Here is a 19,975-nt window from a genome sequence, read left to right as displayed (position 1 = left end):
GGGTCAGCCGACGACGACGGCGCTGGTCGCACCGGCGATCGTGGCCGTTCCGGCGACCACGACGCGATACTGCGACCGGCTGGTCAGGTTGCTGACCACGTAGTTCGTGGTGGTGCTCCGGGTGGTGAACCGCAGCCCGGTCCGCCAGGCCCCGCCGACCAGCTGCTGCACGTCGACGTTCACCCCGGCCGGCGAGGCGATCTTGATCGTCATGGACCGGCCGGCGCCGTGGACCGCCGAGACGGTGCTCTGCACGGTGTAGGTGGCCGTGCCGGTCGCGGCCTCGTTCCCGCCGGTCGCGGCGATCCGCAGCTGAAGCTGGTACCCGGCGGTGGCGACCCGGTTGGCGGTGACCACACCGGTGGCCGAGGTGACCACGTCGACGCACTGGAACGCCTTGCCGGTCTCGGCGACGCAGAGCTGGGCGGGCTGCTTGACCCAGGGCCGGCCGGCGGCGGTCACGGTGAAGCTGGTGACCGTGGTGCTGTTGTACGCGACGCGAGCGGTGGTGACGTTCGGGACGACGACCGGCTTGGCCTTCCCGACCGGAGCGGTGGGGACGCCGGGCGAACCCGAGGGCGACTTCGGGGGTGACGCCGGGCTGGTCGGTGCACTGGTCGGCACCTTCGAGGTCGGTACGGTGGTGGGCGGCGTCGTCGGTGCGCTCGACGCCACGGCGGCGAGGGCGGCCACGGCGTCGACCCGGCCGTACCCGAAATCGTTGTCCCTGCCGGACGGCCCGAGGTCGACGGCGGACTTCTCGATCGCCTGCTCGATCTGGTCCGGGGTCAGGCTCGGCTGCGCCGACTTGAGGAGCGCCACCAGGCCCGCGACGTGCGGCGCCGCCATCGAGGTGCCGCTCATCGTGGTGTAGCTCTTGCCCAGCGCGGACGGGTAGGTGCTCATGATGTCCGAACCGGGCGCGGCCACGTCCACATAGCTGCCGGCGTTCGAGTAGCTCGCCACCCGATCCGACGAGTCGGTCGCGGCGACCGCGATCACCCCGGCGTCAGCGCCCGGGTAGCTGACCGGGCTGCCCTTGGCACGCTCGTTGCCGGCCGCGGCCACCACGGTCACCCCCTTGCCACGGGCGTACGCGATGGCGTTGCTGACCGCGGTGACCTTGGAGGTGCCGCCCAGCGACATGTTGATCACCTGGGCGCCGTGGTCGGCGGCCCAGATGATGCCCTCGGCGGTGTCCGACATGTTGCCGCTGCCGTCCTTGCCGAGCACCCGGACCGGCATGATCTTCGTGTCCGGCGCCACCGAGGAGACGCCGATCGTGTTGCCGGTCACCGCGCCGATGGTGCCGGCCACGTGGGTGCCGTGCCCGTTCGCGTCGACGTTGCCGCCGGCCTTGTCGGTGGTCGCGTCCCACCCGGTGAGGACCTTGCCGTAAAGATCGACGTTCGTAGCGTCCACCCCGGTGTCGATCACCGCGACGGTAACGCCCGCGCCGGTCGACTTCTGCCAGGCTTCGGTGGCGCGCATCGTGGCGAGGTCCCACTGCTGGCCGCGGTACTGGTCCGAGCCGGTGGGCGCGCCCAGGGCGTACACCTTCGCGTCGAGTTCGACGCCGACCGCGTTCTCCGCCCGCTGCGCCTTCTCGACCAGCTTGACGGCAGCGGCCTTGTCGGTCGCCGTCTTGACGGTGACGACCGGCTTGCCGCTCTTGTCGACCGTGGTGCTGACCACCCGGGCCGGCTTCTCCGGCGTGACCGTGGCAGGGACGAGCCGGTCCGCACTCTCGGTCAGGCCGTAGGTGACCGGTGTCCAGTCCGCCGTGCCGGTGGGCAGGACGAACGCGGCGGCTCCCGCCAGCACGGCGGTGGCAACGGTTCCGACGGCGTACCTGCGCAGAGCGACCTTCATCAACCACAACCCCCAGCTCGAAGACGAGCCCTACCGTCTTCGAGCCGGGTTGTGCCGTGAGGAGTCGCCGGGGTGCCGCCCAGGTGCAGGATTTCTCGGTGCCGGAAAGCTGGTGATCGTCGATCATGGGCGCCGCATGAGACGAACAGCTACGAGGGGGTGCCTCACCAGCGGTGAGGCACCCCCTCGGCAACCGACCGGAAGCCGTCAGCTCTGGCGTCCGCCGGCGTCGGTCTTGGACGCGGCGAGAAGCATGTCCTGGTGGCGGGCGATGATCGGCTGGGCCTCGGCGGCCAGCGCCTTGACCGAGGACTCGGAGCCCGCCGAAGTCTGTGTCGACGTCAGCTTCAGCGCCTCGCGGTGCGCGGTGAGCTGGGTCGAGATGAAGTACGTGTCGAACGTGGCGGCGGCGGCCGACTCGTAGCTCTTGACCAGCGCCTGCTGTGCCGGCGTCGGCGCGGTCGGCAGGATGACCCGCAGCTTGCGTGCCGTCGTGTACAGGTCCGCGTCCATGCGGATGTGGTCGCGCATCAGGGCGGCGGCCAGATCCTTGAGCTCCGGGTTCTGGGTCGTCGACCAGGCGATCCGGCCGAGCGTGATCTCGGCGAGGTTCACCTGGTGCGCCGCCTTCAGATACGCGGAGTCCTGGACGGACGGCGCGACCTGCACGGCGACGGCCGGCGCGAGATCAGGCTCCGAGTCGGTGGCGCTGGAGGCTTGCGCGGCCGTGCCCGGAAGGGCCAGAAGCCCGGCGACGCCGAGCGCCGCAGAAATTCGGCGAAAAAGCATACTTATCTCCTCGAATAGGTCATCTCAACCCTAGCCAAGGAGACGTGTAGACAATTCGCTTTTCATGACATTGCCGCAGGTCACCGACCCGGAAACACCCGGCGACCGCTCTCAAGGAATTCACAGCGGCAGCTGGCGGGTTTTGGACCGATATGTCGGTATCACTGAGACGATGGCGTGAGGGACCGGGAAGGGTTCCGTAGTCGAGACACAGAAGGACAGCGGAAATGACCACTCGTGATGACGATCGGCCCAGCGACGACAGCCCCCCTCCGCCACTGAACCGGCGTCGCCCGGGTCACCGCCGCACCCGGATCGTGGCCGGAGCCGCCGGCCTGGCCGCCGTGCTCGGCGGCGCCGCCTACCTGACCACCTCCGCCATCGTCTCGAAAGACTCGAACACCACAACGGACGAAGCCGCACCGGTACGACTGATCACTCCAGCACCCAGCCCGTCCAATGAGTCCGCCGCTCCGGCACGCACGACCACATCCGAGACGTCGTCGTCGGCGATACCCACCACCGACGTCACCGGAAATCCCCTCCCCGAGGAGATCCGGGAGAGGATCAGGGAAGCCCGCCGGAAGATGGCCGAGGACGGCGTCCCGGTCCAGCACCCCGTCGCGCCGAAAGCCAAACCGCTCCGGGATGTACAGACGACCACCGAGGGATCCTTTGCCGAGGGCGGCATGATCCGGATCCTGTCCGCACGTGGAGACCTCACCGGCCAGCGGGAGCTTTCCGGCGTCGCCGGCGGAATCGAGAAGCACGGCAACGTTTCCTGCTCGCAGACTTTCAAGTTCGCCACCAGTCCGCGACCGGAGAAGAAGCCGAACCTGCTGATGTGCTGGCGGGCCACTGCCGACAAGAGCGTGGCTGCGATCGTGGTCGACCCAAATGGACACCCGTCCCGAGAAAAGGCGGCCGCCGCGATCGAGAAGAAGTGGAAGGCCATGGGCTGACTGCGAGAACCGGCGCGGCCTGGAGCGAACGAGTTCCGGGCCGCTTCGCATTCGCCAGGCGCGGCGGGACAGCATGGCGGCGACCCGGGGCCGAAGCCCCGGGCCGCCTAAAGATCTTGCAGGATCAGTACGGAGCGACAGTGAACGTAGAACCGCTGGAAAGGTCGGTCTGCGTGAGGTCATCCGCGAGGACCGGTCCGATCTTGCCGATACTGGCGACGGTGAGAGTGTACGTACCGTTGGTAACAGCAGTGGGCGCGACGATCTTGACGCCGGTGGCGGGGGTGTAAGCCGCCGTGGCCAGGTTCAAGCCGCAGATCAGCTCGCGGTCACTGATCACCGCGACGGCACCGCACTCGGCGACCGGTCCGTTCGTGTAGTCGCCGGAATTGTCGGTCGGATCGTAGACGCCATTGACCAGGAACACCCGCGCCTTGGTATCGGCGGCGGGTGCGATCACCCTGCCGGCGCCGCCGACGCCACTCGCCGAATCGAAGCTCAGCCCAGAGAAACCAGAGCCCATGACATCGACGTATACCGCAGCTGATGTATTCGGGGCGGTGTTCGGCGCGATGTTGATGCCATTGGAGTAGGTGTAAGCGCTCGGAAGGCTCACCGATCCGGCATTGGTGGTCACCGTCAGCGTAGCCGCGCCAGGCTTACCGCTCGGCACCGTTGCCTTGAAACTGCCGGGGCCGATGGCAGTGACCCCGGTAAGCGGGTTGCCTCCGAGCGTCGCGGTGATCGCAGTGGATGTGGTCGGGAAGTTGGTTCCACTGACGGTGATCGTGGTGCCACCGACCGCAAGACCGCTTGCCGGGGTGACGCTGGTCAGCGTCGCCGGAACGCCGACAGTATAGACAGCGTTGCCTTGGAGCGGCGCATCGTTGGTACTGCTGGAATAGACACAGATGTTGTACTTCTGGGACGTCGCCCCGGAAGCCATCGGCAAGGCGGCGGGAAGCCCGATCGCCGCCTTGTTGTCCGTCAGCCTGGTGGCGGTAACGCCGGTGACGACATAGCCGGTGGTGGCGGTGACGGTGCCACTGTCCGTGGTGGCGGTAGCGAACTTCGCCGGGCACACCGGGACCGACAGGGTGGCCTGCAGCGGCGCGGAGAGGCCGGCAAGCCATGCCGTCGTGGACGACCCGGTGATGGTGACGGCGGCCGCTCCCGCGCCACCTGGGCCGTAGGCGGAGCTGAGAGTCAACGTCGCCGCCGCCGCGGCCGGGCTCGCCACCCCCGCGACAACGGTCGCGGTGGCCGCCGCCGTAGCGATTCCGCCGCGGAGAATCCGCCTGCGGATGCTGCTGGATTCGGTCTTGCTCATGCGATGTCCTCCTGCGGCCTGAAGACCGCGCAAGTCGGAAGTGTGCCCGTAGCGGGCGCGAACGCCAGTCGGGCCGTCTCGCCGTGAGCGTAACTATTTGTAGCGTCCTAGTAGCACAAAGCAGGAAAGATCCTCATAGATCAGACATCATCCAAACCGAAGCACTACGATCACCAACTCAAACATGCACGCCACGACATGCATGAGTCGAAAAAACTGTACATATAACTTAGGCAAGCCTCTCCTGAATTCCCCCAGGAAAGGCTTGCCTAACAATTATCGGTTCCATAGATATTAACGCCGCAAACACATAATCGTTCGAAGTAATGGCTATATTCAAGGGCAGAAAAACCGGGAGCCAGAGGGAGGACGCGCGATGACCCAGATGATGAACATGCCGAGGGTCCAGACCTGCACGGTTACGGACTGTGGCTACAACCACGACGGTTGCACCGCCTTCGCGATCACGATCGGTGACATGAACGCGGAGTGTGACACCTTCGTCGGCTCCGGCCTCAGTGGCGGAATGGGCGTGGCCACCGCCCAGGTCGGCGCCTGCAAACGCGCCGACTGCAAGTACAACCATGATCTGGAATGTCAGGCCCCGGCGATCACTGTGGGCGCGTCCACGGACCGCGCCGACTGCCTGACATACGAGCAGGAGTAAACACCGCAAAAGATCAAACCCGCTGTCTCATCCCACCGGAGAGGCGGCGGGTTTTTCGTGCCCGGGACGCGTTGACACCGGAGATCGACCGCGCTAGGTTCGTCTCACATCGAGTCTTACTCAATCTGAGAAGTATTGATCACGTTGCGAAGGATGGATCATGGACGAGGCGAGCTTCCTGGCCGGCTACAACCCCCGGGACTACCCCGCCGTCGCCGTGACCGTCGACGTCGTGGCCCTGACGATCCGGGACGGCAAGCTCTGCGTCCTGCTCGTCGAGCGCGGCCAGAGTCCCTTCGCCGGCCACCGCGCCCTCCCCGGCGGCTTCGTCCGTGACGAGGCGCTGGACGAGGCGGCCCTGCGGGAGCTCGCCGAGGAGACCGGCCTGACCCCCGGCGACGGGAACCAGCTCGACCGGGTCCACCTCGAGCAGCTCAAGACGTACGGGGATCCCGATCGCGACCCCCGGATGCGCGTCGTCTCCGTCGCCTACCTCGCGTTCGCCCCGCACCTGCCGGAGCCGACCGCCGGCAGCGACGCCGCCGGCGCCTACTGGGTCCCCGTCGACGAGGCCAAGGACCTGGCCTTCGACCACGACCAGGTGCTGGCCGAGGGCCTGGAGCGGGCCCGCGACAAGCTGGAGTACACGCCGCTGGCCACCGCCTTCGTCGGCACCGAGTTCACCATCTCCGAGCTGCGCCAGGTCTACACCACGGTCTGGGGCGAGGAGCTGCACGCCGGCAACTTCCACCGCAAGGTGCTGTCGGTGCCGGGCTTCGTGGAGAGCACCGGGGAGACCTCGGCCCGCGGCGGCGAGCGCGGCGGGCCCAAGGCGCGGCTCTACCGAGCCGGCGACGCACGGTTGCTGCACCCGGCCCTGCTGCGGCCGACACGGGAGGACAGGGTCAGATGATTCCGGGGTACGCCACCACAGACCAGCCGGCACAGACCCGGTTCCGGATCTCCTTCGAGGAGGCGGCCGCCCGGATCGCGACGGCGAGCACGTTCGCCGACCTGATCGACACGACCGGGGTCGGCATCGAGCGCCACACCGCGACCGGCACGGCGTATGTGAGCGTCCGGCACGCGTACCGGACCCTCGCCAAGATCGTCCACCCGGACGTGGCCGGTGCGGCCCGCCGGGGCCTCGCGAACGAGGCGTTCGCCAAGCTGAACGCGCTCTACACGGAGCGCGACGTCGACGGTGTGGTGTATCCGAACCGGCAGAGCAGGTTCGGCAAGCCGGACCTGCGAGGTGACCTGGCGGATCTCTTCGAGGACGGCGACCTGCTGGTCAAGGTGGTCCGGGACACCGCGAACAACGATCTGATGGCCGCCGAGGCCACCGCCCTGCGCCGCCTGCACCTGTACGGCCGCCCCGACTACCGGGCCTACGCTCCCGCGCTGAAGCAGTCGTTCAGCTACTACGGCCGTACCGTCAATGTCCTGGCTCGGCAGCGAGGGTTCCGCGACCTCGCGGATGCTCCGAATCTGGAGTCCGTCGATCTGGTCTGGATCTGGCGGCGGCTGCTCGCCGGCCTGGGCTGGGCGCACCGCGCCGGCGTCGTGCACGGCGCGGTCTTCGAGGAGCACGTGCTGATCGACCCGCGGGTCCGCGGCCTGGTCCTGGTCGACTGGTGCTACGCCACCGCGGTCGGCGCGCGGCCGAAGGCGCTCATCGCCGAGCGGGAGCACCAGTACCCGCCTGAGGTGCCCGCGGGACGTCCGGTCACCGCGGCCACCGACATCTACCTGGCGACCCGCCTGATGACCCGGCTGTTCGGACCGGACATGCCGCATCCCCTGCGGCGGTTCGCCGACGGCTGCCTGTACGACGCGCCACGGATGCGCCCGCAGAACGCGTGGCAGCTCCTGGCCGAGCTCGACGAACTCATCCCCCCGCGCTACCGGAACTGAAGGAGAACACCATGGGAAGCGGACGCTGGTCCAGGGACGTCTACTCCGCCGCCGAGGACTACCGGGCGTCGAGCGGGCAGAGCGCCTTCGCCTACAGCGACAGCGGCGCCCGGCAGGCGCACCCGGCGCTCGACCCGAAGGGCGTGTTCATGCGGGAGAGCCGGGACAGCGACGAGCACCCGGTGACCACCCCGATCGTGGTGATGTTCGACGTCACCGGCTCGATGGGGAACGTGCCACGGGTGTTGCAGACCAAGCTGCCGCAGCTGCTGGGCCTGCTGACCCGCAAGGGTTACGCGATCGACCCGCAGCTCATGTTCGGGGCGATCGGGGACGCCACCTGCGACCGGGTGCCGCTGCAGGTGGGGCAGTTCGAGTCGGACAACCGGATGGACGAGGACCTGGCCCGGATCGTGCTGGAGGGCGGCGGCGGTGGCCAGAAGCGCGAGTCGTACGAGCTCGCGATGTACTTCCTGGCCCGGCACGTGCTGACGGACTCGCTGGTGCAGCGGCAGCGCAAGGGCTACCTGTTCCTGATCGGGGACGAGCTGCCGTACCGGATGGTCAAGCCGAACGAGGTCCGCCGGGTGATCGGCGACGACCTGCGGGAGCCGATCCCGGTCGAGTCGATCGTGGCCGAGCTCAGGCGCAAGTTCGAGGTGTTCTTCATCCTGCCCCGCGCCGCGGGTCACGGCGGCGACCGGGAGGTGCTGGACACCTGGCGCGGCCTGCTCGGGCAGAACGTGCTGGAGCTGGACGATCTGAACGCGGTCTGCGAGACCATCGCGCTCACGGTCGGCCTCGGCGAGGACAACGTCGACCTGGACGAGGGGCTGGACGACCTGGCGACGTACGGGTCGACCGCCGGCGGCTCGGTGGCCGGGGCGCTCGCGCCGCTCGCGAATCGGCCGGTGCAGATCAGGCGGCTGTGATGCCGGACCACACCGCGGTCGTCGACCTGGGCTACGGGGATGCCGGCAAGGGCACGGTGGTGGACGCGATCTGCGGCACCCGGCCGGTGCGGGCGGTGCTGCGCTTCAACGGGGGAGCGCAGGCCGCGCACAACGTGGTCGCCGACGACGGCCGGCACCACACGTTCAGCCAGTTCGGCTCGGGGACCCTGCACGGGGTGCCGACGCACCTGACCCGGTTCATGGTGGTCGATCCGCTGGCGCTGTCGGCCGAGGCGGCGGCGCTGGGGCACCCGTTCGAGCTGCTCACGATCGACGGGGACGCACTGCTCGCCACTCCGTGGCATCGCGCCGCGAACCGTCGCAAGGAGCGCGCGAACCGGCACGGTTCCTGCGGGATGGGCGTGGGCGAGACGATGGCGTACGCCCTGAAGAACGCGGACGCGCCACGGGTCGCCGACGTGCTGTCCCCGGCGCGGCTGCGGCGCCGGCTGGAGAAGGTGCAGGAGACGTACGGCTTCATCGACGCCCCGGTCGACGACGTGGTGGACGCGTTCGTCGCGTTCGGCCGGGCGGTCCGGATCACGCACGAGAGCTTCACGATGAAGCTGCTGGCCGAGGGCCCGTGCGTCTTCGAGGGCGCGCAGGGTGTGCTGCTGGACGAGTGGCGCGGCTGGCATCCGCACACCACCTGGTCCACCACGACGTTCGACAACGTGGCCGAGCTCTGCCCGTCGTTCCGGCGGCTCGGGGTGGTGCGGTCGTACACCACCCGGCACGGGGCCGGCCCGTTCGTCACCGAGGACCCGGCGCTCGACCTGCCGGAGGCGCACAACGGGCACGACGAGTGGCAGGGCGCGTTCCGGACCGGCCACCTCGACGCGGTCGCTCACCGTTACGCGGTGGAGGTGGCCGGCGGCGTCGACGAGTTGGCCGTCACCCACCTGGACGTCGCCGCCCGGCGGGAGCTGAGGATCTGCACGTCGTACCGCGTGGATGGCGAGATCGTCGGCCGGATCGTCCCCGGCCCGCACCGCGACCTGTCCTACCAGGAGCGTACGACCGCCTGGCTGGGCCGGGCCACCCCCGCTGACCTGCATCGGCCCGAGGACTGGGCCGGCGAGATCGGCGCGCTGCTCGGGGCGCCCGTAACCCTGGAGTCGTACGGCCCGCGTACCTCCGACAAGCGATTCGTCGTCCCTCGAAGGGGTTTCCTTTCCCCGAGGAGTAGCGCGGGCCGCGCGGATACGTCTCCCGGCGTATTGCTGAGGGTGACTGCCTGACGCAACGCTGAGTGCATCGGTTTGAAGGGGGAAGAACCCGATGCGCTCCGTCTATCGTGCTCTGTCCGGTCTCATCACTCTCGGCGTCGTGGTGCAGCTCGCCGCGATCGCCGCCGCCTGGTTCCTGGTCCTCGACGACGTGGACAACGGCGGTGTCTTCGACAACAACTCCCAGAACTGGGGCCACGTCCTGCACAGCGTCGTCGGCATGATGGTGATCCCGCTGCTGGCCATCGCCCTGCTGGTGGTCTCCTTCTTCGCCCCGGTCCCGGGCGGGGTCAAGTGGGCCGCGCTCACGTTCGGCGCCGTGGTGCTGCAGATCGTGCTGGCCTTCGCCAGCTACAGCGTGGCCGGGTTGGGCGCGCTGCACGGCCTCAACGCGCTCGCCGTCGCCGGCCTCGCCCAGATGGCCGGACGTCAGGCCGGTAAGTCGGGAACCACGCCAGAACCGGTCGCCGCCTGATGCGGGCGGTGACCCGGGCCGTCATCGCCGTGTCGGCGAGCCTCGCCGTGGTGGGCCCGATCGGCTTCTTCTGGTCCGACAGCCTGGTCCCCGACACCTACGACATGGCCGAGATGGGCTATCCCGACTACGGCGGCGGCCCGGCGGGCGGCCACAACCTGTACGGCGACCAGCCACCGGCCGAGCACTACCGGTACGGCGACGAGCCGCCGGCCGAGAGCCACCACTACGCCGGGATCTCGGTCGCCGACCTAAAGGGGCCGAGCGGCACGCCCGACGTGGCGGTCACCCTGACCACTCGCCAGTCCGGGAACCGGTACACGGTCAACGGCACCTCCCCCGGCCCGGAGATCCGCGCCGTTCAGGGACAGCTGATCCAGGTGACGCTGGTGAACGAGTCGGTGCGGGACGGTGTGACGCTGCACTGGCACGGGGTGGACGTGCCGAACGCGGAGGACGGGGTCGCCGGGATCACCCAGGACGCGGTCCGCCCCGGGCAGACCTACGTGTACCGGTTCGTGGCCCGCAGCGCCGGGACGTACTGGTACCACTCGCATCAGGTCTCGCACGTGCAGGTCAGGAACGGCCTGTTCGGGGCGCTGGTGATCCTGCCGCGCCCGGACGCGGAGCGCGGTACGGTCGCGGCGGTCCACACCTACCAGGGCAAGCGCACGATCAACGGCGTGCCCGGGGTCTCCCCTCTCACCGGCCGGCTGGTCCGTGTGATCAACACCGACTCAGGACCGATCCGGGTCTGGGTCAGCGGCGCGTCGTTCCAGGTCGTCGCGATCGACGGGCGGGACTTGCACGAGCCGGCCGTCGTCGAGAACAAGGCGATTCTGGTCACCGCGGGCGCCCGGGTCGACCTGCGGTTGAGCAGCTCCGCCCGGGTCGATGTGGGCGGTGGGGCGGCGGTCGCGGCCCCGGGGAGCCGGGCGGCGGCGCTTCCGCGCGCCATCCTCGATCTCCTGTCGTACGGCACACCCGCCCCACTCGGTTTCGACCCGGCCCGCTCCGACCGCAGATTCCGGTACGACATCGGCCGCCGCTTCGGATTTCTGAACGGCAAGCCGGGCAACTGGTGGACCGTCAACGGCCACCTCTTCCCGAACGTGCCGATGTTCATGGCGAGCACCGGCGACATCGTCCGGATGACCATCCACAACGGCACCGGTGAGGTGCACCCGATGCACCTGCACGGTCATCACATGGTGGTGCTCAGCCGCAACGGGGTCGCCTCGACCGGAAGTCCGTGGTGGACGGACTCGCTGGACGTGCTGCAGGGCGACACTTTCGAGGTCGCGTTCGTCGCCGACAACCCGGGCATCTGGGCCGACCACTGCCACAACCTCAAGCACGTCCCGGAGGGCCTGGTCGCGCACCTGATGTACACCGGGGTCCGCAGCTCGTTCCTGGTCGGCGGCCCTGCCCGCAACGTCCCGGAGTGATGGCTTCCCGGTCGGAGAAACGGGTTCCTACAGATACATCCCGGTGGGCCCGAGCTGCTGCTTGGGCACGGTGACCGGCTCGGCGCCGGTCTTCAGGGCGTACAGCTCGGCCAGGGTCGCGCCGTCCGGCCCGATCCCCTTCGAGGTGCCGAGCCAGCCGACCGCCTCCTGGTACGGCAGCCGGCCCACCTCGATGCTGGCCAGGCAGCGGCCGGGCCGGACCACCGCCGGGTGCAGCGAGGACAGGTCCTCGTTGGTGGTGATCGCGATCAGCGCGTTGCGCCCCTGGCCGAGCAGCCCGTCGGTGAGGTTGAGCAGGCGGGACAGCGACTGCCCGGCGCTCGCCTTGGCGTCGCCGCTGATCAGCTCGTCGCAGTCCTCCAGCATCAGCAGCCGCCACTTCGGCTCGTCGTCGTCACCGCTGCCCAGCGCCACGCTCATCAGGTAGGCCGGGTCGCCGAACAACCGTTCCGGGTCGAGCACGCAGTCGACCTGGCACCAGGAGCGCCACTGCTGGGCGAGGGCGCGCAGCGCGGTCGTCTTGCCGGTGCCCGGCTCGCCGTGCAGCAGCAGGAGGCGGCCGGACACGTTCGACCCGTCGATCGCCATCAGCCGTTCCAGGGTGTCGGCGACCGGTCCCGCGTAGTTCGGCCGGATCGTCTCCCACGGCGCGGCCTCGATCTCCCGCTGAGTGCGGCGCGGCCCGTGCGGGCCGTAGTGCCAGAAGCCGACCGGCACGCTGTCGTCGGCCGGGGCCGGCTCCTCCACGGCGTTGGCGGTCACCGTGGCGAGCATCGTCTCGGCGAGCTCGGCGCTGACGGCGGTGACGGTGACGCGCGCCCGACGGCTCTGCTTCCAGCGCATCACGTGCAGGGTCCAGCCGTCGCCGACGCTGAGCCGGCCGTGACCGTCGTCCTCCACCGCGTCCCGGACCACCTGGGCGTCGGCGATGGTCAGCGGCGCGTCGGCGCGCAGGTTCTCCAGCCAGGTGGTGCGGCCGAACGGCTCCCGGCCGGAGACGAACGGGTCCAGGGCGAGCAGGTCGACCAGGTCCACCAGTCGATCGCCGTCGTCGATGGAACCTGACAGTGGCATGGAACCGGTGCGCTGGGGTGGGACCGCCGCCCCGTTGGCTCGGTCGAGAGGCTGGTGGGGGGTCCGCATGCTCCCATGATCGCGGGCGGACGACCTGGTGGCATCCCCTTTTTCCGCGTCCTCCGCGCCCACCCGGCGGATCGCGCCCCCGTAACGGACCGATTCGGTCAGTGCCGGGTCAGCACGAAGAGTGGGATCAGCCGCTCGGTCTTCGTCTGGTAGTCCGCGTAGTTCGGAAACGCCTCGACCGCCCTCTGCCACCAGACCTCCCGCTCGGCGCCGGACAGCTCACGCGCCGTGTAGTCGTGTCGCTCCGCCTTGTCCTGCACCTCGACGTGCGGATTCTTGCGCAGGTTGTAGACCCACACCGGATTCTTCGGGGCGCCGCCGAGGGAGCCGACCGCGAGGTACTCCCCCTCGTGTTCGACCCGCATCAGCGGGGTCTTGCGCAGCTTGCCAGACTTCGCCCCGACATTGGTGACCACGATGATCGGGCGGTCCAAGATCTCGCCGGCGCGGGCGCCATCGGAAGCTTCGTACTCTTCGGCCTGTTTGCGCGCCCAGTCGACGGTGCTGGGCTGGTATTCCCCTGTCAGCGGCATAGGCCCGAGTCTACGGCGGATCAACGGCGCTCGGCCGCGCCCCGGGATTCAACAATCATGCGCTTTACTCGTATCCCATGGGCATCATCTCCCGGGGCTTCGGCGGGCGGCGGCGTGACTCCGCCCCCGAGCTGCCGCCCGGTCAGTACCTGACACACGACTTCCCGGTGCTCTCCGCCGGGCCGACGCCGCGCATCCCGCTGGACCGATGGAGCTTCACCATCACCACCGAGGTCGGGCAGAAGCACACCTGGGACTGGAAGGCGTTCACCGCCCTGCCGGCTGAGGAGATCACCCGGGACATCCACTGCGTCACCAAGTGGTCCAAGCTCGGCACCAGCTGGAAGGGCGTCTCGCTGGACACGCTCTTCGAGGAGGTGGAGACCGCCGCGGACTTCGTGATGGCGCACAGCACGGGCGGCTACACCACCAATGTGCCGCTCGAGGACCTGCTCGACGGCAAGGCCTGGATCGCGTACGAGTTCGACGGCGAGCCGCTCGAGGAGGAGCACGGCGGCCCGGCCCGCCTGCTCGTCCCGCACCTGTACTTCTGGAAGTCGGCCAAGTGGGTCAACGGGCTGGAGATGATGCTGGACGACGAGCCCGGTTTCTGGGAGACCGCCGGCTACCACATGTACGGCGACCCCTGGCTCGAGCAGCGTTACACCGGTGACTGACCCTCGATGAAGACTCGCGCGCTGACCTGGCGGGCCGCCACCGTTTCCGCGGTCCGCTGGGAGACCCCGTCCGCCCGTACCCTCACGCTGGAGGTCCCGGACTGGCCCGGCCACCTCCCCGGCCAGCACCTCGACCTGCGCCTCACCGCCGAGGACGGATACTCCGCACAGCGCAGCTACTCGATCGCCTCCGACTGGCCCGGCGCGGGCCCGGTCGAGATCACCGTCCAGCGCCTGGACGACGGCGAGGTCTCCCCGTACCTGGCCGATATCGTCGAGGCCGGCGACCGGATCGAGCTGCGCGGCCCGATCGGCGGCTGGTTCGTCTGGCGCGCGACCCAGCCGGCCCCGGTCCTGCTGGTCGCGGGCGGCTCCGGCGTGGTCCCGCTGATGTCGATGCTGCGCGAACGCGGCCGGCTCCGGGCCCGCCAGCCGTTCCGCCTGATCTACTCGGTGCGCACTCCCGAGGACGCGTGCTTCGCCGACGAACTGAAGCGCCGCGTCCGCGACGATCCCGGCCTGGACGTCCACTTCGTCTACACCCGCAAGGCCCCGGACGGCTGGCCCACCCCGCCGGGACGCATCGACGTCGCCACCCTGAACACCCACGGCTGGCCGCCGGACTTCGCCCCGGACGTCTTCGTCTGCGGCCCCACCTCGTTCGTCGAGACCGCCGCCGACATCCTGGTCGCCCTCGGCCACGACCCGAGAAAGATCCGCACCGAACGCTTCGGCGGCGCCTGAAACCCAAAACCTTCAAACCCATGCGAAGGTACGACCACCGGAGCCCCGTCCGCAGGCCACAAGCCAAGCCCCCGGCGAATCCCGCGCGACGCCCGGCCACCCCGAACCACCCAGCGCCCCACGGTCAGAGACCGAGAACCGCACGCAGATTGGTTTCGACCTTACGCATCTCGACGGGTGCCAGGCGCCCGAGACGGCGGCGAAGGCTCGGCTTGTCCACCGTATGAATGTCGGCACAGTTCACGAATGACTCGTCATATTTCGTGACACCGGCCTCCGGTCCGACGCGTACATGCGTCGACGCCGGCCCGGCGGTTCCGGTGACCAGAGCGACAGTGACCGCGGACAGGGGCTCCGCTATCCGGTTCACTGTCAGGACGACCACGGGATGCGGGCCCACCCTCGGCAGTGCGCAGCCCCAGACCTCGCCGCGCATCGGCAGGAGGGGGTGGGTCGCGCTCACCATTGCTCGTTGTCCGCCGCGGTCAGTTCATCCGCCGTCGCGGCGGTCACGCCCTCGGGAAGCGGCGCCTGCCCACCGGTGTAGAAGTCTCGAATCTCCTCGGCTGCGGCCGTCTCTCTGGCTTCCCGGACCAGCAGTCGAATGCCCTCGCGCAGGGCGTCCGATGTCGTGTTCAGGCCCAGCTCCCGCATCGCCGCACGCAGCAGAGCCAGCTCGTCGGCCTGCAGACGCACCTGCGCGACAGTTGACGCGGCGAGTTCGGCGCCGCGCCGCCGACCACGGCCGCGAGCGGCCCTTTTCGGGGTCGGCACCGCGTCGTCAGCGACCTCCCCAGCCGGCACCTCACGCGTCGTCTCAACGCTTTGTCGTACAGGTGTCATACAGAAAGTATGCTCCGGCAAGCCCTCGCCAGCAACGCCGTGGGTTAGGAGGTGGCGGTCAGGGTGAACAGGGCGGCCTGTTCCGGGGCCAGTAGCGGGGCGGGGAGGCCGACCTCGGACAGGACGCGGCCGGGCAGCGTGATCGACCCGGTGGCGAGCCACGGGGGCGGAGCGTCCTGGACGACGCGGGGCGGGTGGCCGAGCGGGCGCACCTCGTAGTGCCGCGCCGGGTCGAGGCCCGGGAAACGGATCGGCGGGGGCAGGGCCGCGGCCGGCGAGTCCAAGGTGACCAGGGCGAACACCGCCGAGGAACGATCCTGGGCGACCACGCCGTGCAGCAGCACCGCCGGGTCGGGGGAATCGGCGCGGACGACCGCACCGGAGTGCAGCAGGGGGCGCAGCCGCTTGTACTCGGCGGTCCAGGCGGCGATCAGGGCGCGGTCCGCGGCGGAGGCGCGGGAGACGTCCCACTCGATGCCGGCGTGCCCGAACAGGGCCGTGGCCAGGCGGAAACCCAACGCGGAGGTACGGCCGGTGACGTGCGCCGTGCCCGCACCCAGGTGACCGCCGAGGAACTCGGGCGGGATCAGGACACCGGTCCAGCGCTGGATGTGCTGGCGGTCGAGCGGATCGTTGGTGTCCGAGGTCCAGAACCGGTCGACGTGTTCCAGGATGCCCAGGTCGACCCGGGCCCCGCCGGACGCGCAGCTCTCGATCTCCAGCTGCGGGAAGGCCACCCGCAGCTCGGCGAGCAGGCGGTGCAGAGCGGCCGTCTGCCGGTGTGAGGCTCCCGGTTCGAGCAGGTCACGGTTGTGATCCCACTTGAGGAAGGCGATCGGGTACTCGCTGAGCAGGTCGGTGAGCCGGCCCAGGATGTAGGCGTAGGCGTCCGGGTTCGCCAGATCCAGTACGCGCTGGAATCGCCACGTCAGCGCGGACGCCGGGCCGAGGATCCAGGACGGGTAGGACCGGGCCAGCACGGAGTCCGGGCTGATCATCTCGGGTTCGACCCAGAGGCCGAAGTCCATCCCGGCCGCGTGGACCCGGGCGATCAGCGGATGCAGCCCGTCCGGCCAGACGCCGGGATCGACGTGCCAATCCCCGAGCGCGCGCCGGTCGTCGCGGCGGCCGGTGAACCAGCCGTCGTCCAGCACGAAGCGCTCGGCGCCGACCTCCGCGGCCGCGTCGACCAGGGCGGTCAGCCGGGGAAGGGACTGGTCGAAGTAGACCGCCTCCCAGGTGTTCAACACGACCGGGCGCGGCTTCTCCAGCACCCGCCGGGAACGAATCCACGGGTGGAGCCGGTCGGAGAGGCCGTCGATGCCGGAGTCGGAGAAGACCGCGACGACCCACGGTGTCGTGTAGGAGTCGCCCTCGGCCAGCCGGATCTCCCCCGGCGCGAGCAGTTCGCCGGCCCCGGCCACGGACGGCCCGAGCGCGGAACGTTCGGCCCAGATCCGCTTGTCCCCGCTCCACGCCACGTGCAGCGCCCAGACCCGCCCACTGCGGAAACCGAAGCCGGGCTCACCGGCCATGAGCAGGAACGCGTCGTCGTGGCCGGGCCGCCCGTGCCGGCTCTCCCGGCTCCACACGCCCTGACGCAGCGTGGAGCGTTGCGGGCGCCGCTCGTGTGCCCAGAGGCCGGTGAAGTCGAGCACCTCGGCGGCCGAGGGTGGAACCGGCAGCAGCACGTCGAGGGCGGCCAGTTCGAAATCGCCCGGCCCGTGGTTCACCAGATGGTGCCGCAGCCGCAGCACACCCTCGGGCGACAGCTCGATCTCGGTGGTGACGTGCAGACCGCCGTCGGCGTTCTCCGTACGTACCGTAATCGTGTTCTCCGAAGCCTGGAGGCCGGCGACCCGCAGCGTTCCGGCGGGTCTTCCGGCACGGTGGCCCGCCAGGGCGGCCCGGCCGCTCCAGCCCTCGCCCGCGGTCGGGAGCAGGGACAACCGCAGGGGTACGTCGATCGAGCTGGGCGGAATCGCCGGAACCTGGCTCTCCGCGAACGCGGTGGGCAGGTCCCCCAGGTCGGCACCCCAGTGCAGGACGACGCCGCGGGCGTTCAGCACGAGGCTGACGCCCGCGGCGCGCAGGTGGTACATGGTCACTCGGCGACCGGGATGCTCTGCGACTTGAGGTTGTCGATCGTCGTCGTCTGCGCCTTCTTCAGCGCGTCGAGCAGCGTGCCGCTGCCCGAGACGGCGGCCTTGAATCCGTCCGAAGCGGAGGCGTACGTCGAGGTCATCGTCGGTCCCCAGGTGAAGTCGGGGGTGACCTGCGTGGCGGCCGCGGCGAAGACGTCGTAGATCTTCTGACCGCCGTAGAAGTCGACACCCTTGCCCAGCGCGGGCAGCGTGGCACCGTCCTTGGTCGCCGGGTACAGGTTGGCCTTCTCGTTGAGCAGCGTAAGCGCCTCCTGCGAGGTGTTCAGCCAGATCGCGAACTGGGCCGCCTCGTACGGGTGCTTCGAGCCCTTGAACACGGCGGTGGAGGAACCGCCCCAGTTACCGGCGACCTTGCCGCCCGCGGTCCACTGCGGCATCGGGGCGACCGCCCACTTGCCGGACGTGTCGGGCGCGCCGGAGGAGATCGAGTTGGCGCCCCAGACCGCGGAGACCCAGGTCCAGGCCTGCCCCTTGTTGTACGCGCTGTCCCACTCGGTGGTCCACGGCGGCACCGCGGAGACCAGCTTCTTGGCGATCAGGTCCTGCCAGTAGTTCGCCACCTTGGTGGTCGCCTCGTCCTGCAGGTTGACGGTCCACTTGGTGCCGTCGTTGCTGAACCAACGGCCGCCAGCCTGCCAGGCCAGACCGGCGAACTGGTTGATGTCGCTCTGCGAGAAGTTGGTGATGTAGCCGCCGGCCGCCCGCACCTTGACGGCCGCCGCCGCGTACTCCTCCCAGGTGGCCGGCACCGGGATGCCGGCCTTCTCGAACAGGTCCTTGCGGTAGAAGAGCGCCATCGGGCCGGAGTCCTGCGGGACGCCGTAGACCGCGTCCTTCTCACCGAAGCTGACCTGGTTCCAGGTCCAGTCGATGAACCGGTCCTTGGCGTCGGTCACCGGCTTGCAGGCGGCCAGGTTCGTCAGGCCGTCCTGGACGCGGAAGCTGGGCAGCGCGTCGTACTCGATCTGGCCCAGGTCCGGGGCGTTGCCGGCCTTGAGCTGGTTGAAGAAGTTCTGGTAGGTGCCGCCGTTGCCGTTCGGGCCGGTCTGCACCTTGACCTGGATCTCGGGGTGGGCGTCGTTCCAGACCTTGACCACCTCTTCGATCTTCGGGATCCAGGAGGTGAAGGTCAGGGTGACCGGGCCGCCGCTCGCCGGCGCGCAGCTCGAGGCGCCGGCCGCGACCTCGTCACCGCCGTCGGAGGAAGAGGAGCAGGCCGTCAGCGCCAGGGCTGAGGTCATCAGGACGCCGAGCAGTTTCTTCTTCATCGAAGGACTCATTTCTGATTATCCGGAGGGGTTTGTCACTTGACGGAGCCGGCCCCGAGGCCGCTCCGCCAGAAGCGCTGGAGCAGCAGGAACGCCACCACCAGCGGGACGATCGAGACCAGGGCGCCGGTGAGCACCAGCATTCGCAGCTCGGGGAGCTGGTTGACCTGGCCGTTCCAGGTGTAGAGGCCGAGCGTGACCGGGAACAGCCGCTCGTTGCCGAGCATGATCAGCGGGAGCAGGAAGTTGTTCCAGACCGCGACGAAGTGGAACAGGAAGATGGTCACCAGGGCGGGGAACATCAACCGGGTGGAGATCTTGAAGAAGGTGCGCACCTCGCCCGAGCCGTCCAGCCGGGCGGCCTCCAGCAGCTCCTCCGGGACGCTCGCGGTGGCGTAGATCCGCGCCAGGTACACCCCGAACGGGTTGACCAGGCTGGGCAGGAAGACCGACCAGAAGGTGTTGGTCGCCTCCAGCTCACTGAAGATCAGGAAGAGCGGGAGCGCCAGCGCGGTGGCCGGCACCAGGACGCCGCCGAGCACCAGGTTGAAGATCAGCTCCCGGCCGGGGAACCGGTACTTGGCCAGGGCGTATCCGCACATCGCGGCGAGCAGCGTGCCGAGCAGGGCGGCACCGCCGGTGTACAGGACGCTGTTGGCCATCCAGCGCAGGAAGACCCCGTCGCGGTAGGCGAACAGCTCGCTCAGGTTCTGTCCGAGGTGGAAGTCGGCGAACCAGAGCGGCGCCGTGCCGGAGAAGTCGCCGCGGGACTTGGTCGCCCCGACGAACAACCACCAGATCGGTACCAGGAAGTAGAACGTGCAGATCCCCATGATGCCCATGGCGGCGGTCCGGCTCTTCAATGAACCTTTTTCAACCTGGCAACGGGCCTGAAGCCCTCGGATCGTTGGCCGGCGCCCGCACAGCGGGCCCTGACCA

Annotated in this window: 20 protein-coding genes; 10 read left to right on the top strand and 10 right to left on the bottom strand. The window is 69.4% G+C overall.

The genetic code is table 11. The features are described 5' to 3' along the window. Positions 1-3 precede the first annotated feature (3 nt). Together CHC09_RS29080 and CHC09_RS29075 are read right to left on the bottom strand one after the other, a co-directional pair. Positions 4-1,872, bottom strand: a complete 1,869-nt coding sequence (locus CHC09_RS29080; protein WP_089296532.1) for a S8 family peptidase — start codon at positions 1,870-1,872, stop codon at positions 4-6. Positions 1,873-2,079: 207 nt separating this feature from the next. Next, a complete protein-coding gene (locus CHC09_RS29075) occupies positions 2,080-2,661 on the bottom strand; it encodes a DUF4142 domain-containing protein (protein WP_089296416.1) in 582 nt (193 codons plus the stop codon). 227 nt (positions 2,662-2,888) lie between these two features. Between CHC09_RS29075 and CHC09_RS29070 the strand changes: the two genes are divergently transcribed. Continuing rightward, positions 2,889-3,623: a hypothetical protein gene (locus CHC09_RS29070; protein ID WP_143232639.1), complete on the top strand. Its 735-nt coding sequence runs from the start codon at positions 2,889-2,891 to the stop codon at positions 3,621-3,623. Positions 3,624-3,747: 124 nt separating this feature from the next. Here CHC09_RS29070 and CHC09_RS29065 read toward each other — a convergent pair whose 3' ends face one another. Then, positions 3,748-4,953, bottom strand: a complete 1,206-nt coding sequence (locus CHC09_RS29065) for an IPT/TIG domain-containing protein (RefSeq protein ID WP_089296414.1) — start codon at positions 4,951-4,953, stop codon at positions 3,748-3,750. A 376-nt stretch (positions 4,954-5,329) separates the two neighbouring features. On the opposite strand from CHC09_RS29065, the gene CHC09_RS29060 reads away from it, so the two are divergent. From CHC09_RS29060 to CHC09_RS29030, 7 genes are all read left to right on the top strand, one after another. After that, a complete protein-coding gene (locus CHC09_RS29060; RefSeq protein WP_089296413.1) occupies positions 5,330-5,620 on the top strand; it encodes a DUF1540 domain-containing protein in 291 nt (96 codons plus the stop codon). Between the two features lie 160 nt (positions 5,621-5,780). Further along, a complete protein-coding gene (locus tag CHC09_RS29055; protein ID WP_089296412.1) occupies positions 5,781-6,533 on the top strand; it encodes an NUDIX hydrolase in 753 nt (250 codons plus the stop codon). Then, positions 6,530-7,537 carry a hypothetical protein gene (locus CHC09_RS29050; RefSeq protein WP_089296411.1) on the top strand — a complete coding sequence of 336 codons (1,008 nt, stop codon included), beginning with the start codon at positions 6,530-6,532 and terminating at the stop codon, positions 7,535-7,537. Before CHC09_RS29055 ends, CHC09_RS29050 begins: the two co-directional genes overlap by 4 nt. A gap of 11 nt (positions 7,538-7,548) precedes the next feature. Next, positions 7,549-8,469, top strand: coding sequence for a hypothetical protein (locus CHC09_RS29045; RefSeq protein WP_089296410.1), 921 nt, complete (start codon positions 7,549-7,551; stop codon positions 8,467-8,469). Beyond that, positions 8,469-9,731, top strand: coding sequence for an adenylosuccinate synthetase (locus CHC09_RS29040; protein ID WP_089296409.1), 1,263 nt, complete (start codon positions 8,469-8,471; stop codon positions 9,729-9,731). Before CHC09_RS29045 ends, CHC09_RS29040 begins: the two co-directional genes overlap by 1 nt. A gap of 40 nt (positions 9,732-9,771) precedes the next feature. Further along, positions 9,772-10,194 carry a DUF6220 domain-containing protein gene (locus CHC09_RS29035; RefSeq protein ID WP_089296408.1) on the top strand — a complete coding sequence of 141 codons (423 nt, stop codon included), beginning with the start codon at positions 9,772-9,774 and terminating at the stop codon, positions 10,192-10,194. After that, positions 10,194-11,642, top strand: coding sequence for a multicopper oxidase family protein (locus tag CHC09_RS29030; RefSeq protein WP_089296407.1), 1,449 nt, complete (start codon positions 10,194-10,196; stop codon positions 11,640-11,642). Before CHC09_RS29035 ends, CHC09_RS29030 begins: the two co-directional genes overlap by 1 nt. A 27-nt stretch (positions 11,643-11,669) precedes the next feature. On the opposite strand, the gene CHC09_RS29025 is transcribed toward CHC09_RS29030, so the two are convergent. Both CHC09_RS29025 and CHC09_RS29020 read right to left on the bottom strand, forming a co-directional pair. Then, the gene (locus CHC09_RS29025) at positions 11,670-12,806 is read right to left on the bottom strand and encodes a DUF5925 domain-containing protein (protein WP_089296406.1); all 1,137 of its coding nucleotides are present in this window, start codon (positions 12,804-12,806) and stop codon (positions 11,670-11,672) included. 98 nt (positions 12,807-12,904) lie between these two features. Then, a complete protein-coding gene (locus CHC09_RS29020; RefSeq protein WP_089296405.1) occupies positions 12,905-13,339 on the bottom strand; it encodes a nitroreductase family deazaflavin-dependent oxidoreductase in 435 nt (144 codons plus the stop codon). Between the two features lie 77 nt (positions 13,340-13,416). On the opposite strand from CHC09_RS29020, the gene CHC09_RS29015 reads away from it, so the two are divergent. Next, positions 13,417-14,016 carry a sulfite oxidase-like oxidoreductase gene (locus CHC09_RS29015; RefSeq protein WP_089296404.1) on the top strand — a complete coding sequence of 200 codons (600 nt, stop codon included), beginning with the start codon at positions 13,417-13,419 and terminating at the stop codon, positions 14,014-14,016. A 6-nt stretch (positions 14,017-14,022) separates the two neighbouring features. Continuing rightward, complete coding sequence (locus CHC09_RS29010; protein WP_089296403.1) at positions 14,023-14,760, top strand: ferredoxin reductase; 738 nt, start codon at positions 14,023-14,025, stop codon at positions 14,758-14,760. 124 nt (positions 14,761-14,884) lie between these two features. On the opposite strand, the gene CHC09_RS29005 is transcribed toward CHC09_RS29010, so the two are convergent. The 5 genes from CHC09_RS29005 to CHC09_RS28985 form a co-directional block, all read right to left on the bottom strand. Then, on the bottom strand, positions 14,885-15,223 hold the full coding sequence (locus tag CHC09_RS29005) for a type II toxin-antitoxin system PemK/MazF family toxin (RefSeq protein ID WP_203833243.1): 339 nt from the start codon (positions 15,221-15,223) through the stop codon (positions 14,885-14,887). Then, positions 15,220-15,456: a hypothetical protein gene (locus CHC09_RS29000; protein WP_239138553.1), complete on the bottom strand. Its 237-nt coding sequence runs from the start codon at positions 15,454-15,456 to the stop codon at positions 15,220-15,222. The genes CHC09_RS29005 and CHC09_RS29000 overlap by 4 nt, the downstream gene beginning before the upstream one ends. Positions 15,457-15,647: 191 nt before the next feature. Then, positions 15,648-17,705, bottom strand: coding sequence for an alpha-galactosidase (locus CHC09_RS28995; protein ID WP_239138560.1), 2,058 nt, complete (start codon positions 17,703-17,705; stop codon positions 15,648-15,650). Between the two features lie 2 nt (positions 17,706-17,707). After that, on the bottom strand, positions 17,708-19,036 hold the full coding sequence (locus CHC09_RS28990; protein WP_203833242.1) for an ABC transporter substrate-binding protein: 1,329 nt from the start codon (positions 19,034-19,036) through the stop codon (positions 17,708-17,710). Between the two features lie 35 nt (positions 19,037-19,071). Beyond that, complete coding sequence (locus CHC09_RS28985; protein WP_239138552.1) at positions 19,072-19,899, bottom strand: carbohydrate ABC transporter permease; 828 nt, start codon at positions 19,897-19,899, stop codon at positions 19,072-19,074. Positions 19,900-19,975: the final 76 nt, after the last annotated feature.

The organism is Actinoplanes regularis, assembly GCF_900188005.1.
In the GTDB taxonomy this organism is placed as follows: Bacteria; Actinomycetota; Actinomycetes; order Mycobacteriales; family Micromonosporaceae; genus Actinoplanes; species Actinoplanes regularis.
Note: the sequence above shows the minus strand (reverse complement) of the source record. Positions and strands in the feature narration are given on the sequence as shown.